The organism is Pseudomonas sp. FBF18, from assembly GCF_024261405.1.
GTDB lineage: Bacteria > Pseudomonadota > Gammaproteobacteria > Pseudomonadales > Pseudomonadaceae > Aquipseudomonas > Aquipseudomonas palmensis.
Genome location: NZ_QKRS01000009.1, coordinates 1 through 15,328, shown reverse-complemented (window position 1 = coordinate 15,328; position 15,328 = coordinate 1). Strand labels below are relative to the sequence as shown.

Here is a 15,328-nt window from a genome sequence, read left to right as displayed (position 1 = left end):
CTGTTCATCGGCCTGAGCCTGCTGTGCCTGTTGGCGGTGTGGCTGTCATTGGCACTGGGGCCGGTCAGCCTGCCGTTGCTCGACACCCTGCGAGCCGGGCTGCGCCTGATAGGCGTGCCGATTCAGGCCCAGGGGCTGGAGCAGGCCGAACTGATCCTGGGCCAGATTCGTCTGCCGCGCACCTTGCTCGGGCTGGTGGTCGGCGCGGTGCTGGCGATTTCCGGGGTGGCGATGCAGGGCCTGTTTCGCAACCCGCTGGCCGACCCCGGCCTGGTCGGGGTGTCCAGCGGTGCTGCACTCGGGGCGGCGGTGGCGATTGTGGGCGGCAACTGGCTGGGGGGCGTGCCCGAGGTGTTCGCGCCCTATCTGTTGTCGATCTTCGCCTTTCTCGGCGGGCTGGGCGTGACGGCGCTGGTCTACCGGTTGGGCCGGCGGGACGGTCAGACCAGTGTCGCCACCATGCTGCTGGCGGGCATCGCCCTGACCGCCCTGGCCGCCTCGGTGGTGGGGCTGTTCACTTATCTTGCCGATGACGCCACGCTGCGTACGCTGACGTTCTGGAACCTGGGCAGTCTCAATGGCGCAAGCTACCCGCGCCTGTGGCCGCTGTTGCTGGTGGCGGTGGTGGTGACCTGGTGGCTGCCACGCCGGGCCGAGGCGCTCAATGCCCTGCTGCTGGGTGAGTCGGAGGCGCGCCACCTGGGTATCGAGGTCGAAACACTCAAGCGCGAACTGGTGTTCTGCACCGCGCTGGGCGTGGGGGCGGCGGTAGCGGCGGCGGGGTTGATCGGTTTTGTCGGGCTGGTGGTGCCGCACATGGTGCGACTGTTGTCCGGCCCCGACCATCGCGTGTTGCTGCCGGCGTCGCTGCTGGCCGGAGCGTCGCTGCTGCTGTTCGCCGACCTGATCGCGCGGCTGGCACTGGCGCCGGCAGAACTGCCGATTGGCATCGTCACTGCATTTATCGGCGCCCCCTTCTTCCTTTTTCTGCTGCTACGGGGGCGTGCCTGATGCTACGGGTGGAGAACCTGCAGGTGGTGCGCGGGCAGACCCGGGTGCTCGATGGCATCACCCTGGGCATCGAGCCGGGGCAGGTGCTGGGTGTGCTGGGCCCCAATGGTGCTGGCAAGAGCACCTTGCTCGCAGCGTTGTGCGGCGAATTGCCTGCCCATCATGGCCGTGTGCTGCTGGATGAGCGTGCGTTGGGCGACTGGAGCGGGCATGAGCGGGCACAACGCCTGGCGGTACTGCCGCAGACTTCAAGCCTGGGCTTTGCGTTTCGTGTCGAGGAGGTGGTGGCCATGGGGCGACTGCCCCACCGCACTGGTCAGGTGCGCGACCAGGCAATCGTGGCCGAGGCGCTGGAGGCGGCGGATGCCGGGCACCTGGTCGGGCGCAGCTACCTGGCGCTGTCGGGGGGCGAGCGTCAGCGAGTGCACCTGGCGCGGGTGCTGGCGCAGCTCTGGCCAGGGGACGACGGCTGCACGCTGTTGCTCGACGAGCCGACGTCCATGCTCGACCCCCTGCATCAGCACACCACGTTGCAGGCGGTCAGAGCCTTTGCCGACCGTGGTGCGGCGGTACTGGTGATCCTGCATGACCTGAACCTGGCGGCGCGCTATTGTGACCGCATCCTGCTGCTCGAACGTGGCTGCCCGCACGCGCTGGATATCCCTGAACAGGTGCTTCGGCCCGAAGCGCTGCGCGCCGTGTTCGGCCTTGAAGTACTGGTTCAACCTCACCCCGAGCGGGGGCACCCGCTCATCATCGCCCGCTAGGAGCTCGCCCATGCCTCGCACGTTGCTGTTTGGCACCCTGTTGCTGCTGGCGTTGGGACTGAGCGCTTGCCAGTCCGGCGCAACGTTGGCGCCACTGCCGCAGTGGCAAGGTCCGCAGGGGCGCGAGCATGCCGACCTGGGGCAGATCCGCGAGTTGAGCACAGGCCGGTTACTGACACCGGAGCAACTGGTCCGGCGCCTGGCTGCGGCACCGCGGGTGCTGGTGGGGGAGCAGCACGACAACCCCGATCACCATGCCTTGCAGTTGTGGTTGTTACGCGCGCTGGAGCAGCAACGGCCGCAGGGCAGCCTGCTGTTGGAGATGCTGGAGCCGGCGCAGCAGGCGCGGGTGGATGCACTCAAGCAGCAGCCCACGCTACCGGTCGACCTGGTGTCGGCGCTGCACTGGCAATCAGGTTGGGATTGGGCCCTGTATGGCCCGATCGTGCGCCATGCGCTGGGGCAGCCCTATCCGTTGCTGGCGGCGAACCTTGATCGCGCCGAGGTGCGGGATATCTACCGCCAGGTACCGAAGTTGGAGGGCCAGCACGCTACGACAGCTAGGGTTACCCAGGCCTTGCTCGACCAGGTACGTGAAGGGCATTGCGGGCTGCTGCCTGAATCGCAGATGCCGGCCATGCTGGCGGTACAGCAGCAGCGTGACCGGCGAATCGCCCAGCGCCTGATGCAGGCGCCGACGCCGGCCCTGCTGTTGGCGGGGGCCTATCACGTGCGCAACGACCTGGGCGTGCCCTTGCATCTGCTGGACCTGGGGGTAGAGCAGGGCACCAGCGTGCTGATGCTGGCGCAGGTGGGGGAAAAGGTGGACGCAGGCATGGCCGATTACGTGTGGTTTACCGCTGGCGTGGCCGAGCAGGATTACTGTGCGAGCCTGCGCAAGGGCGGGTGATACAGGCTGGGAATGTGTGGTGGCCCTTTTTTGCTGGCTTGCCAGTGCATAGGCCATGACAGGCAACTCAAATCCCAGGCAAAAAAAAGACCCGGCAAAGTGCCGGGTCAATAACCGTGATTAGCCTGATGAGGAGATAATCTGAGAGTCCGAACCAAGGTCTTTCAGAATATCCAACCAGTCTCGCGACCAGTTGTGATAATCATAACGATTCTCATTTCGAAGTCAATCCTTTCATTCTGCTTATTTCAATTATTTTTGCAGGGCGCCTTGGCATCCAGCTGTTTGTTCAGCGCATCCTTGCGTTCAACGGGGATGTCGTTCCAGTGCACATCCAGCAGCGCGCCTTCTATCGCGTAGAGCAGCACCTTCGAGGCACGAAAGCCGCGGCTGCGTACCGCGTGGTAGGCGTTCACCGCGCCCAGCCGACGAAGGTCCGAGAGACTGTGGATGCCCACCGCATGCAGCCACTGCGCCGACGTCTTGCCAAGATTTTTCAGATGCTGAAGTTCATCGTTCATCAAGCCTCCTTGCGACGGCTGAACGGGTCCTGGAGATTGATTCGTGGGCAGGTCAAGAAGGAGTGTAGCGGCAGTTGGAAAATACGCGGCGTTTTGCCATGGGCGGTGCACGGCGGGGCCTGCAGCCACCGCCGGCGTTGCCAGGCGGTGTCTGTAGGCAGATGCTTTCAGCGGGTGCGGTAACGCAGGCGGGTGCCGAAATTGACCGACATCAGAATCTCGTCGGCACTCAGTTCTGCGGGGAAGTAGGTGCCGGAGATCTGCGCATGGGCCAGGCTGGCACCTTCGAGGCAGTTCTCGCGCAGGTCCAGCCCACGCAGGTCGGAGGCGCGAAAGTAGGCGCCACTGAAATCGATGCCCTCGGTGTCCAGCTTGCGCAGGTCCAGCCCTCGAAAGTCACCGTCCTTGAAGTCGACAATGGCGTTCCTGGGCTTCTCACGATTGAATTCCGCGATGTGTTCCTTGTGCACCAGAGCGTATAGCGCGCTGTCGAGCTGGCGTGGCTGGTTCATGAGGGCGCCTCCTTGTGTGGCCTGATGATGGCATTATAGTGCCACTGTGCGGAGGCGCCCGAGATAGAGGCGTGAAGTGTGGACTGCTTCACGCCCTCGCCGTTTTAAAGGCCGGGCAGGCGCTGGCGAATCTGCTTGACCAGTTCATCCAGGCTGCCGCTTTCGTTGGTTTCCACGCGCTTGGCCTTGAGCAGCTCTTCGCCTGTCAGCGGGTCGCGACTGGCTTGCTGGGCGGCGACCACTTCCAGAGTGGCGTCGGACGGGTCGTTCTGGTCGGCCTGGCGCTGTGCCAGCCAGCTGGCGATCACGGCGTCCGGTGCATTGCAGTCGAGGATCAGGAAGGGAACGCCGGTTTCGCTGGCAACGTCGGCGGCGGCCTGGCGCTGTGCCTGCTTGAGGTACGTGGCATCGATCACCACCGGGAACCCCGCGCGCAGGATTGTTCCGGCCAGCTGATGCAGGTGCTGGTAGGTCTTCTGGCTGGCGTCATCGGCGTAGATGCCTTGTTGCAGCTGACCGGCGGCCTGCTCGGCCTGCTCGCCGAACAGGCGCTTGCGTTCAACGTCCGAGCGCAGGCGAATGGCACCCAGTGCTTCGACCATGCGCATGGCGACATGGCTTTTGCCAACGGCCGACACACCGTGGGTGATGGCCAGCAGGCGCGACGGGATGGCGCTGTAGCTTTCGGCCAGGTTGGCGTAGTTGCGGTACTGACGCAGGGTGGTGGCCCGTTGTACGCCATCGGCGTCGGCCGGCATGCTGAACAGCGCGACCTTGGCCCGCACCAGCGCACGGTAGGCCTTGTAGAAGTTCAGCAGTTCGAGGCCGGCGTAATCGCCGGTGATTTCCAGGTACTGGCTGATGAAGCGCCGCGCCAGCGACTTGAGGCCGCGGTCTTCCAGGTCCATGGCCAGGAACGCCGTATCGGCGTACACATCGGTCAGGCGGAAGGGTTCGTTGAATTCGATGCAGTCGAAAATCACCACCTTGCCGTCGATCAGTGTGGCGTTGCCCAGGTGGATATCGCCATGGCACTCGCGTATGAAACCTTCGGCCTTGCGCGTTTCGAACAGGCCATGCAGTCGATCGAAGCTGCTGCGCGCCCAGGCCTGCAACGCATCGAGCTGCACCAGGTCGGCCTTGTCGCTGAGGAACGGGCGAATCTGTTCGAAGTTCTGTTCAACCGGAGCCATCACGCTGTCGGGCGTGCCCAGCGGGTGTTCGACAGCCACTTTCGGTGCGGCCAGGTGGAACTGGGCGATCTGGCGGGCCATCTGGTCGATATGCGCAGCGGTCAGTTCGCCATTGGCCTGCAGCGTGCTGAGCATCTGGTTCTGGGGGAACTGGCGCATTTTCAGCGCGTACTCGATCGGCGCGCCGTCACCTCCCAGCTGCGGGGCCTCGACGCTGCCGGTGATGGGCAGTACTTCCAGGTACAGGTCGTCGGTCAGGCGCTGGTTGAGGCGCAGTTCTTCGGCGCAGAAATGCGCGCGACCCGACAGCTCGGTGAAGTCCAGGAAGCCGAAATTCATCGGTTTCTTGATCTTGTAGGCGTATTCGCCCGTGAGCAGCACCCAGGAAATGTGCGTCTCGATGACCTGGAATTCCTTTACAGGGTGCGCAAACAGGGCCGGGTTTTGCAGGGCGGCGATCAAGGCTTGGCTCACGGTCGATCCTTCTGGGTCGTGGGAGATTCGAATCGACCATTATGGCGGCAAGCGGCGCCGCTGCAAACCGCCGGAGGGCGTCTGTCGACAAGCCATAAAGTGCGTATAATCCGCCGCCATGACTCGTACCCGATCTTCCCGTACCTCTAAAAAACGCCCTTCTGGCCGCGCGCGCGCTTGGTTGGGCTGGGCCCTCAAGCTCAGCCTGGTCGGCCTTGTGGTGCTGGCCGGCTTTGCGGTTTATCTCGATGCCGTGGTCCAGGAGAAATTCTCCGGCAAACGCTGGACCATCCCGGCCAAGGTCTACGCACGCCCGCTCGAGCTGTTCGTCGGGCAGAAGCTGAGCAAGAACGACTTCCTGATCGAGCTCGACGCCCTGGGCTATCGCCGCGAAAGCGTGGCCAACGGCCCGGGCGCAGCCTCGGTCAATGGCAACACCATCGACCTCAATACCCGCGGCTTCCAGTTCTATGAAGGCATGGAAAAAGCCCAGGGCGTGCGCGTACGCTTCTCGGGCGACTACGTTGCCGGCCTGAGCGGTACCAATGGCTCTAAGCTCGACGTGGTGCGCCTGGAGCCGCTGCTGATCGGCGGCATCTACCCGAAGAACCTTGAAGACCGCATCCTGATCAAGCTCGATCAGGCGCCGCCCTATCTGCTCGAAACCCTGGTGGCGGTGGAAGACCGTGACTTCTACCACCACTTCGGGGTGTCGCCCAAGTCGATTGCGCGGGCCATCTGGGTCAACACCTCGTCCGGCGCCATGCGCCAGGGCGGCAGTACCCTGACCCAGCAGTTGGTCAAGAACTTCTACCTGACCAACGAGCGCAGCCTCAGCCGCAAGCTCAACGAAGCGATGATGGCGCTGCTGCTCGAAGCCCACTACAGCAAGCGCGACATCCTCGAGGCGTACCTCAACGAGGTGTTCGTGGGCCAGGATGGCCAGCGTGCGGTGCACGGTTTCGGCCTGGCCAGCCAGTTCTTCTTCAGCCAGCCGCTGTCCGAGCTCAAGCTGCACCAGGTGGCGCTGCTGGTGGGCATGGTCAAGGGGCCGTCCTACTACAATCCGCGTCGTTCCCCGGAACGCGCGCTGACGCGTCGCAACCTGGTGCTCGACCTGCTGGCCGAGCAGGGCGTGGCGACCCCCGAGGCGGTCGAAGCTGCGAAGAAAATGCCACTGGGTGTGACCAAGCGCGGCAGCCTGGCGGACAGCTCGTTCCCCGGCTTCCTCGACCTGGTCAAGCGCCAGTTGCGCCAGGACTACCGTGACGAAGACTTGACCGAGGAGGGGCTGCGTATCTTCACCAGCTTCGACCCGATCCTGCAGATGAAGTCCGAAGCGGCGATGAACGAAACCTTCAAGCGCCTCAGCGGGCGCAAGGGGGCGGACGAAGTCGAGGCGGCGATGGTGGTGACCAACCCGGAAACCGGGGAGGTGCAGGCACTGATCGGCAGCCGCCAGGCCGGGTTTGCCGGTTTCAACCGTGCCATCGACGCCGTGCGTCCCATCGGCTCGCTGGTCAAGCCCGCGGTGTACCTGACCGCGCTGGAAAAACCGAGCCAGTTCACCCTCACCAGCTGGGTGCAGGATGAACCCTTCTCGGTGAAGGGCGCCGACGGCCAGGTGTGGAAGCCGCAGAACTACGACCGGCGCGCCCATGGCACGATCTTCCTGTACCAGGGGCTGGCCAATTCCTACAACCTGTCGACCGCCAAGCTTGGCCTGGAAGTGGGCGTGCCCAACGTGCTCAAGACCATTGGCCGCCTGGGTGTCAACGTCGACTGGCCGGCCTTCCCGTCGATGCTGCTGGGTGCCGGGGGCATGTCGCCGGTGCAGGTTGCGACCATGTACCAGACCCTGGCCAATGGCGGCTTCAACACGCCGATGCGAGGCATCCGCAGCGTGCTGACCGCCGAGGGCGAGCCGCTCAAGCGCTACCCGTTCCAGATCCAGCAGACGTTCGACCCGGGGTCCATCTATCTGGTGCAGAACGCCATGCAGCGGGTGATGCGTGAAGGTACCGGACGCTCGGTTTACAGTGTATTGCCCAGTTCGTTGAACCTGGCCGGCAAGACCGGTACCAGCAACGATTCGCGTGACAGCTGGTTCGCAGGGTTCAGCCAGGACCTGCTGGCAGTGGTGTGGCTGGGTCGCGATGACAACGGCAAGACACCGTTCACCGGCGCCACCGGCGCGTTGCAGGTCTGGACCAGCTTCATGCGCAAGGCCGACCCGCTGCCGCTGGACATGCCACAGCCTGACAACGTGGTGCAGGCCTGGGTCGATCCGCATACCGGCCAAGGTTCCGATGCCAGCTGCCCGGGCGCGGTACAGATGCCGTATATTCGCGGCAGTGAGCCAGTGGCCGGCGCCGCCTGTGGCGGCGAGCAGGCACCTGCCGAGTCCGTGATGGACTGGGTCAAGGGCTGGATGAATTAAGCCAAAGCACAGCAAAGAGGGTGTGACGTGAACAAGTGGTTGTTTCCTGCCTTGACGGCACTGGCTTTGCTTACAGGTTGCGCCAGCGTGCAGCGTGGCTCGATCCCCGTAGTGGATTCAGGGACGCGGGTTTCCAACAGCGAGCGAGTGTCGGCCAACCGTGCCGGCGCTGCCGTGAACACCGGTACTCGCCAGGCGCAGGCGATGCCGCAGGATTCCGGGGTGACGGTGATGGTGCCCCAGGGCGCCGGCTCCGAGCCGATCCAGACCTTTGCGGCGCCTACCGGGCCCGCGTCGATCGACACCGGGCCGATTACCCCAGGCCCGCAGAATTCGGCGCCGTTCCCGAGCACCAGCAGCGGTGGCTACAGCGCACCGAGCGCACCCACCGGCATTCCCAGTTCGAACACCGGCAGCGGCGGCCTCTCGGCTGACGAACAGCTCGATGGCCCGGTGCTGGCGCTGTTGACCACGGCGCAGACGCAGCAGACCGGCGGCGATCTCAACGGCGCCTCGTCCAGCCTTGAGCGTGCCCAGCGCATTGCCCCGCGTGAACCGCAGGTACTCTACCGTCTGGCCCAGGTGCGACTGGCCCAGGGCGATGCGGCGCAGTCCGAACAGCTGGCGCGCCGTGCCCTGACCTACGCCAACGGTCGCCCCGATCTGCAGGCCGGCCTGTGGGACATCATCGCCCAGGCGCGCGACAAGCAGGGTGACGCCGCCGGCGCCGCGCTGGCTCGCCAGAAAGCCAAGGTCAGCCTGTAATGGAGGCGCGCATCCTGGCGATTGCAGACCACCTGCTGCTGATAGAGCACGAGCTGCACAGGCAGGGCTGGTGGTCCGCCGAGGCGCCCAGTGCGCAAGCCCTGGCCAGCACCACGCCGTTCGCCGTCGACGCCATGAACTTCGATCAGTGGCTGCAGTGGATCTTTCTGCCGAAGATGAAACAGATACTCGAAAGCGGTGCGCCGCTGCCCAGTGCCTCGGGCATCCTGGTGATGGCTGAAACGGTGTACGTGGATCGGCCGCAAGAAAGTCGCGAGTTGCGTCGTCTATTAGCAGAGTTTGACCAATTGATCAGTGCTTCTGCCTGAATTTCCCTATTTTCACCCTAAGAGCCGCAGATTGTGGCTCTTTTTGTTTCTGAAGTTTGTTTTTCTGCTGCTGTCTTTGTAATTCGTGGTGGCTGCGGATCGTCATTTGGAAAAATTGGCAATAATTTTTCTTGACTTGCAGGCGCAGAATCAGAAGAATCCAGTTTCCGCTGTAGAGGGACTGCCAGAAGCAGACCCGCTAAGCAGATCATGAGGCGCACACCCGCGCCGACCTGTTACACCCCGCAACGCGTTACCTCGCGCTGGGTGGGAAAACCCCGCAACACTTTGGGGCGCTCCCAATACTTGCTCAGTCAGTGCTGACGTAGTCGGCGATTTCGTCGCTCATGCTCTGCTTGGCAGTAAACCTATTAAGACCCGTCCTGCCTGGACGGTATTCTGGCGTTTTAGAGGTGAACAACGTGGAGCTTTTATCTGGCGCTGAAATGGTCGTCCGCTTTTTGCGTGACGAAGGCGTTAAGCACATCTACGGGTACCCTGGCGGTGCTCTCCTGCATGTATACGATGCCCTGTTCAAGGAACCGGAAGTAAGCCACATCCTGGTTCGCCACGAGCAGGCGGCAACCCACATGGCCGACGGCTATGCCCGTGCCACCGGCAAGGCCGGCGTGGTACTGGTGACTTCCGGTCCGGGTGCCACCAATGCCATCACCGGTATTGCCACGGCGTACATGGACTCCATCCCGATGGTCATCCTCTCCGGTCAGGTGCCCAGCACCATGGTCGGTACCGATGCCTTCCAGGAAACCGACATGATCGGTATCTCGCGGCCGATCGTGAAGCACAGCTTCATGATCAAACATGCCTCGGAAATTCCTGAAATCCTGAAAAAAGCCTTCTACCTGGCTGAATCCGGTCGTCCTGGCCCGGTTGTCGTCGATATTCCGAAAGACATGACCAACCCGGCCGAGAAGTTCGAGTACGTCTACCCGAAAAAGGTCAAGCTGCGCTCCTACAGCCCGGCCGTTCGCGGGCACTCGGGTCAGATCCGCAAGGCCGCCGAGATGCTGCTGGCCGCCAAGCGTCCGATCGTCTACTCCGGCGGTGGCGTGATCCTCGGTGGTGGCTCGGCTGCGTTGACCGAGGTCGCGCAACTGCTCAACCTGCCGGTCACCAATACCCTCATGGGGCTGGGTGGCTATCCGGGCACCGACCGTCAGTTCCTGGGCATGCTCGGCATGCACGGCAGCTACACGGCCAACCTGGCGATGCACCATGCCGACGTGATCCTGGCCGTCGGTGCGCGTTTCGACGACCGTGTGGTCAACGGCCCGGCGCGGTTCTGCCCGAATGCCAAGGTCATCCACATCGACATCGACCCGGCATCGATCTCCAAGACCATCAAGGCCGATGTGCCTATCGTCGGTCCGGTCGAGAGCGTGTTGAGCGAAATGCTCGCCACCTTGCGCGAAATCGGCGAGAAGCCTGATCAGGCGGCGATGGATGCCTGGTGGAAGCAGATTGCCGAATGGCGTGGCGACGGCATCATGTTCCCGTACAACAAGGGCGATGGCAGCGTCATCAAGCCGCAGACCGTGATCGAAACCCTGTGCGAAGTCACCAAGGGGGATGCGTTCGTCACCTCCGACGTGGGTCAGCACCAGATGTTCGCGGCGCAGTACTACCGCTTCAACAAGCCGAACCGCTGGATCAACTCCGGTGGCCTGGGCACCATGGGCTTCGGTTTCCCGGCGGCCATGGGCGTCAAGCTGAACTTCCCGGACCAGGACGTTGCCTGTGTCACCGGCGAGGGCAGCATCCAGATGAACATTCAGGAGCTCTCTACCTGCCTGCAGTACGACCTGCCGGTAAAGATCGTCAACCTGAACAATGGCGTGTTGGGCATGGTTCGCCAATGGCAGGACATGGCCTACAACAGCCGTCACTCGCACTCCTACATGGAATCGCTGCCTGACTTCGTCAAGCTGGCCGAAGCCTATGGTCACGTGGGTATCCGCATCACCGACCTGAAGGACCTCAAGCCCAAGCTCGAGGAAGCCTTCGCCATGAAAGACCGGTTGGTGTTCATCGATATCCAGGTCGACAACAGCGAGCACGTCTACCCGATGCAGATCAAAGACGGCTCGATGCGCGATATGTGGCTGAGCAAGACGGAGCGGACCTAATCATGCGGCACATTATTTCCCTGCTGTTGGAAAACGAACCAGGTGCCTTGTCCCGTGTGGTCGGCCTGTTCTCGCAGCGCAACTACAACATCGAAAGCCTGACCGTCGCCCCGACCGAAGACCCGACCCTGTCGCGCCTGACGTTGACCACGGTTGGTCATGACGAGGTGATCGAGCAGATCACCAAGAACCTGAACAAGCTGGTTGAAGTGGTCAAGCTGGTCGACCTGTCGGAAAGCGCGCACATCGAGCGTGAACTGATGCTGGTCAAGATCAAGGCCACGGGTGCGCAGCGTGCCGAGATCAAGCGCACCACCGATATCTATCGTGGGCAGATCGTCGACGTCAGCAGCACGGTCTATACCGTGCAGCTGTCGGGCACCAGCGACAAGCTGGACAGCTTCATCCAGTCGATTGGTACCGCGTCCATTCTCGAAACAGTACGCAGTGGTGTCACCGGCATTGCCCGTGGCGACAAAGTGCTCAGCATCTAACTCAAAAAATTAGCGAATGGCCTGAAAGGGCCGAGATAACCAGGGGTATTTTCATGAAAGTTTTCTACGACAAAGACTGCGACCTTTCGATCATCCAGGGCAAGAAAGTTGCCATCATCGGTTACGGTTCCCAGGGCCACGCTCAAGCGTGCAACCTGAAAGACTCCGGTGTGGATGTCACTGTCGGTCTGCGTAAAGGTTCGGCCACCGTTGCCAAAGCCGAAGCCCACGGCCTGAAAGTGGCTGACGTGGCAAGCGCTGTTGCCGGTGCCGACCTGGTCATGATCCTGACCCCGGACGAGTTCCAGTCGCAGCTGTACAAGAACGAAGTCGAGCCGAACATCAAGAAGGGCGCCACCCTGGCCTTCTCCCACGGTTTCGCTATCCACTACAACCAGGTCGTTCCACGTGCTGACCTGGACGTGATCATGATCGCGCCAAAAGCGCCTGGTCACACCGTGCGTTCCGAGTTCGTGAAAGGCGGCGGTATCCCTGACCTGATCGCCATCTACCAGGACGCTTCCGGCAATGCCAAGAACGTTGCCCTGTCCTACGCCGCAGGCGTTGGTGGCGGCCGTACCGGCATCATCGAAACCACCTTCAAGGACGAGACCGAAACCGACCTGTTCGGCGAGCAGGCCGTTCTGTGCGGCGGTACCGTCGAGCTGGTCAAGGCCGGCTTCGAAACCCTGGTTGAAGCGGGCTACGCGCCAGAAATGGCCTACTTCGAGTGCCTGCACGAACTGAAGCTGATCGTTGACCTCATGTACGAAGGCGGTATCGCCAACATGAACTACTCGATCTCCAACAACGCCGAATACGGCGAGTACGTGACCGGCCCTGAAGTCATCAACGCCGAATCCCGTCAGGCCATGCGCAATGCCCTGAAACGCATTCAGGACGGCGAATACGCCAAGATGTTCATCAGCGAAGGCGCTACCGGCTATCCTTCGATGACCGCCAAGCGTCGCAACAACGCTGCCCACGGTATCGAAGTCATCGGCGAGCAACTGCGCTCGATGATGCCTTGGATCGCAGCGAACAAAATCGTCGACAAGGCCAAGAACTGATCTTGATCTGATGCGATGAAAACGCGGCTTCGGCCGCGTTTTTTCGTTTAGGCAGTCAGCTTCTGGTATAAAGCTTCATCGTTTGCCGGCGAACCCTCGTCGCAGACGTCTGTCGAAACTTTCCAAACCGTTGCAAGGTAATGTCCATGAGCGAACGTCCCGAAGAGCCGAACAAGGCCTCTGACGCCGAAAGCCTGCTACCGATCGATGAGCATGTTGAAGAAGGGCATGACGCCGAAGGACGCAAGGTACGGCATCGCGGCATCTATCTGCTGCCCAACCTGTTCACCACTGCGAACCTGTTCGCCGGTTTCTATTCGATCATCAACTCCATGAGTGCGCAGAGCGCCCTGAGTGCCGGTGATCCGCGCGAAGCGAGCAAGTACTTCGCTTTCGCCGCCATCGCGATCTTCGTCGCCATGGTGCTCGATGGTCTGGACGGGCGTGTTGCCCGCATGACCAACACCCAGAGCGCCTTCGGCGCCGAGTACGACTCGTTGTCCGACATGGTCGCCTTTGGCGTGGCCCCGGCGTTGCTGGCCTTCGGCTGGGCGCTGGGTGACATGGGCAAGGTCGGCTGGATGGTTGCCTTCATCTATGTGGCGGGTGCGGCATTGCGTCTGGCACGCTTCAATACCCAGGTCGGCAAGGCCGACAAGCGCTACTTCATCGGCCTGGCCAGCCCGGCGGCAGCCGGCGTGGTTGCGGGTACGGTCTGGGCGTTCAGCGACTATGGCATCCAGGGTTCCAAGCTCTCGTTCCTGGTGGCGCTGCTGGTGGCGGCTGCCGGCATGCTGATGGTCAGCAACATCAAGTACAACAGCTTCAAGGAGCTGGACCTCAAGGGGCGGGTGCCGTTTGTGGCGATCCTTGTGGTGGTGCTGGTGTTCGCGGTGGTGTTCAGCGATCCGCCACGCATTCTGCTGCTGATTTTCCTCGCGTATGCCGCGTCGGGTCCTATCCAGTACCTGTTGCGTTCGCGTCGCAAGAAAACCACCGAGCAGTGATGTAATTTCCCCAAGGCTCCGTAGTCTACTGGTGCATCAGCTCACCGGTTCTACGGAGTCTTTATGCTTATCAAGCTGTCCCGGCCTTCCGACTGCAAAGAATCGGATATCACGCCTGAGTCCCTCTATCTCTCCCGACGCGCTCTGCTGGGTGGCACTGCGGCTGCATTGGCGGTCGGCAGCTTGCCGCGCTGGGCCGCTGCCGCCGAGGTTTCGCAGTATGCGGACGTCGACGCCGGTGCTGCCCCCAACTGGTTTGCCGAAAAACTGCCGGGCACCCAATGGCAGGCGGTAACGGTCAAGGGTGAAGCGATCACGCCGTTCAAGGATGCCACGCACTACAACAACTTCTACGAGTTCGGTACCGACAAGGGCGACCCTGCTGCCAACGCGGGTGCGCTGCCGACTTCGCCATGGACGGTGGTGGTGGATGGCGAGGTCGGTAAGCCGGGCCGCTATGCGCTCGAAGACTTCATGAAGCCTTATCAGTTGCAAGAGCGCATCTACCGGCTGCGTTGTGTGGAGGCCTGGTCGATGGTGATCCCCTGGTTGGGGTTTCCGATTTCGGCATTGCTCAAGCAGGTGGAACCGACCTCCAAGGCCCGGTACATCCGCTTCGAAACCCTGCAGGATCCAAAGCACATGCCCGGGCAGCGTTCGGGCTTCGCCCTGATCGACTGGCCCTATGTGGAAGGGCTGCGGCTGGATGAGGCGATGAACCCGCTGGCCATCCTGGCGGTGGGCATGTATGGCCGCGAACTGCCCAACCAGAACGGTGCGCCGCTGCGCCTGGTGGTGCCGTGGAAATACGGGTTCAAGAGCATCAAGTCCATCGTGCGTATCAGCCTGGTCGAGCAGCAGCCGCGCACCACCTGGCAGAACATCGCGCCTGAAGAGTACGGGTTCTATGCCAACGTGAACCCCACGGTGGACCACCCGCGCTGGACCCAGGCCCGTGAGCGCAGGCTGCCCAGCGGCCTGTTCAGCCCCAACGTTCGCGATACGCAGATGTTCAACGGCTATGCGGACGAAGTGGCTTCTTTATATAGCGGCCTGGACCTGCGGAAGAACTACTGATGCGCTATCCACTGTTTCGTTTCGCGGCCTTTCTGTTGGCTTGTGTCTGGCCGCTGTACTGGCTGGCCCAGGCTGTGCTCGATGCGCTGGGCCCCGATCCGGGCAAGGTGCTGGTGGACAGGATGGGGCAGGGTGCTCTGGTCATGCTGCTGGTAACGCTTTGCATGACGCCGTTGCAGAAGCTGACAGGCTGGGCTGGCTGGATCGTGGTGCGCCGGCAGCTCGGCCTGTGGTGCTTTGCCTATGTGCTGATGCACTTGTGTGCCTACCTGTTCTTTATCCTCGGGTTGGACTGGGGGCAGTTGGGCGTCGAGTTGCGCAAGCGCCCTTACATCATTGTTGGGAGTTTGGCGCTTGTCGGGCTGCTGGCACTGGCGGTGACCTCCAACCGCTACAGCCAGCGCCGCTTGGGCGCGCGGTGGAAGAAGCTGCACCGGCTTGTTTACGTGATCCTGGGTCTGGGGCTGCTGCATTTTCTGTGGATAGTGCGCGCAGACCTCAAGGAATGGACGGTGTACGCGGTCATCGGTGGGTTGTTGATGCTGCTGAGAGTGCCTTCTATAGAGAAGCGCATTCCCCGTGTGGGAGGACGCAAGCGTGTATCGGTGACG

Annotated in this window: 15 protein-coding genes; 12 read left to right on the top strand and 3 right to left on the bottom strand. The window is 62.4% G+C overall.

Going from position 1 to position 15,328, the window contains the following annotated elements; all coding sequences use genetic code 11:
- Positions 1–27 precede the first annotated feature (27 nt).
- Genes DN387_RS15320 through DN387_RS15310 form a run of 3 tightly spaced genes read left to right on the top strand, consistent with a single transcriptional unit; the run spans position 28 to position 2,688 of the window.
- Positions 28–1,011 (top strand): iron ABC transporter permease, encoded by a 984-nt coding sequence (locus DN387_RS15320; RefSeq protein WP_177333020.1) that lies wholly within the window; start codon positions 28–30, stop codon positions 1,009–1,011.
- The gene (locus DN387_RS15315) at positions 1,011–1,778 is read left to right on the top strand and encodes a heme ABC transporter ATP-binding protein (RefSeq protein WP_054916527.1); all 768 of its coding nucleotides are present in this window, start codon (positions 1,011–1,013) and stop codon (positions 1,776–1,778) included. Before DN387_RS15320 ends, DN387_RS15315 begins: the two co-directional genes overlap by 1 nt.
- Positions 1,779–1,788: 10 nt before the next feature.
- Positions 1,789–2,688, top strand: coding sequence for a ChaN family lipoprotein (locus DN387_RS15310; protein ID WP_054916526.1), 900 nt, complete (start codon positions 1,789–1,791; stop codon positions 2,686–2,688).
- Positions 2,689–2,936: 248 nt separating this feature from the next.
- Here DN387_RS15310 and DN387_RS15305 read toward each other — a convergent pair whose 3' ends face one another.
- The 3 genes from DN387_RS15305 to DN387_RS15295 form a co-directional block, all read right to left on the bottom strand.
- Positions 2,937–3,209: a TfoX/Sxy family protein gene (locus DN387_RS15305; RefSeq protein ID WP_043863794.1), complete on the bottom strand. Its 273-nt coding sequence runs from the start codon at positions 3,207–3,209 to the stop codon at positions 2,937–2,939.
- 167 nt (positions 3,210–3,376) lie between these two features.
- Entirely contained in the window at positions 3,377–3,721 is a 345-nt protein-coding gene (locus DN387_RS15300; RefSeq protein WP_043863793.1) for a pentapeptide repeat-containing protein, read from the bottom strand.
- A 104-nt stretch (positions 3,722–3,825) separates the two neighbouring features.
- Positions 3,826–5,388 carry a bifunctional aminoglycoside phosphotransferase/ATP-binding protein gene (locus DN387_RS15295; protein ID WP_043863792.1) on the bottom strand — a complete coding sequence of 521 codons (1,563 nt, stop codon included), beginning with the start codon at positions 5,386–5,388 and terminating at the stop codon, positions 3,826–3,828.
- Positions 5,389–5,506: 118 nt separating this feature from the next.
- Between DN387_RS15295 and mrcB the strand changes: the two genes are divergently transcribed.
- From mrcB to msrQ, 9 genes are all read left to right on the top strand, one after another.
- Complete coding sequence (mrcB, locus tag DN387_RS15290; RefSeq protein ID WP_054916525.1) at positions 5,507–7,828, top strand: penicillin-binding protein 1B; 2,322 nt, start codon at positions 5,507–5,509, stop codon at positions 7,826–7,828.
- Between the two features lie 27 nt (positions 7,829–7,855).
- Positions 7,856–8,593 (top strand): hypothetical protein, encoded by a 738-nt coding sequence (locus DN387_RS15285; RefSeq protein WP_054916524.1) that lies wholly within the window; start codon positions 7,856–7,858, stop codon positions 8,591–8,593.
- Entirely contained in the window at positions 8,593–8,922 is a 330-nt protein-coding gene (locus DN387_RS15280) for a YqcC family protein (RefSeq protein WP_054916523.1), read from the top strand. The genes DN387_RS15285 and DN387_RS15280 overlap by 1 nt, the downstream gene beginning before the upstream one ends.
- Before the next feature lie 422 nt (positions 8,923–9,344).
- Positions 9,345–11,069, top strand: coding sequence for an acetolactate synthase 3 large subunit (locus tag DN387_RS15275; protein ID WP_043863936.1), 1,725 nt, complete (start codon positions 9,345–9,347; stop codon positions 11,067–11,069).
- Positions 11,070–11,071: 2 nt separating this feature from the next.
- Positions 11,072–11,563, top strand: coding sequence for an acetolactate synthase small subunit (gene ilvN, locus DN387_RS15270; protein WP_043863788.1), 492 nt, complete (start codon positions 11,072–11,074; stop codon positions 11,561–11,563).
- A gap of 53 nt (positions 11,564–11,616) precedes the next feature.
- On the top strand, positions 11,617–12,633 hold the full coding sequence (ilvC, locus tag DN387_RS15265) for a ketol-acid reductoisomerase (RefSeq protein WP_043863787.1): 1,017 nt from the start codon (positions 11,617–11,619) through the stop codon (positions 12,631–12,633).
- A gap of 146 nt (positions 12,634–12,779) precedes the next feature.
- Positions 12,780–13,640, top strand: coding sequence for a CDP-diacylglycerol--serine O-phosphatidyltransferase (gene pssA, locus DN387_RS15260; RefSeq protein ID WP_043863786.1), 861 nt, complete (start codon positions 12,780–12,782; stop codon positions 13,638–13,640).
- A gap of 63 nt (positions 13,641–13,703) precedes the next feature.
- A complete protein-coding gene (msrP, locus tag DN387_RS15255) occupies positions 13,704–14,717 on the top strand; it encodes a protein-methionine-sulfoxide reductase catalytic subunit MsrP (RefSeq protein ID WP_054916522.1) in 1,014 nt (337 codons plus the stop codon).
- Positions 14,717–15,328 (top strand): protein-methionine-sulfoxide reductase heme-binding subunit MsrQ (gene msrQ / locus DN387_RS15250; protein ID WP_054916545.1); only part of this gene is annotated, 612 nt, incomplete at its 3' end. The genes msrP and msrQ, both read left to right, overlap by 1 nt.

Bases quoted from the DNA above. Each gene is read 5' to 3' on its own strand.
- DN387_RS15315 (WP_054916527.1), top strand. From the start codon at position 1,011: ATGCTACGGGTGGAGAACCTGCAGGTGGTGCGCGGGCAGACCCGGGTG.
- DN387_RS15310 (WP_054916526.1), top strand. From the start codon at position 1,789: ATGCCTCGCACGTTGCTGTTTGGCACCCTGTTGCTGCTGGCGTTGGGA.
- DN387_RS15305 (WP_043863794.1), bottom strand. From the start codon at position 3,209: ATGAACGATGAACTTCAGCATCTGAAAAATCTTGGCAAGACGTCGGCG.
- DN387_RS15300 (WP_043863793.1), bottom strand. From the start codon at position 3,721: ATGAACCAGCCACGCCAGCTCGACAGCGCGCTATACGCTCTGGTGCAC.
- mrcB (WP_054916525.1), top strand. From the start codon at position 5,507: ATGACTCGTACCCGATCTTCCCGTACCTCTAAAAAACGCCCTTCTGGC.
- DN387_RS15280 (WP_054916523.1), top strand. From the start codon at position 8,593: ATGGAGGCGCGCATCCTGGCGATTGCAGACCACCTGCTGCTGATAGAG.
- ilvN (WP_043863788.1), top strand. From the start codon at position 11,072: ATGCGGCACATTATTTCCCTGCTGTTGGAAAACGAACCAGGTGCCTTG.
- ilvC (WP_043863787.1), top strand. From the start codon at position 11,617: ATGAAAGTTTTCTACGACAAAGACTGCGACCTTTCGATCATCCAGGGC.
- pssA (WP_043863786.1), top strand. From the start codon at position 12,780: ATGAGCGAACGTCCCGAAGAGCCGAACAAGGCCTCTGACGCCGAAAGC.
- msrP (WP_054916522.1), top strand. From the start codon at position 13,704: ATGCTTATCAAGCTGTCCCGGCCTTCCGACTGCAAAGAATCGGATATC.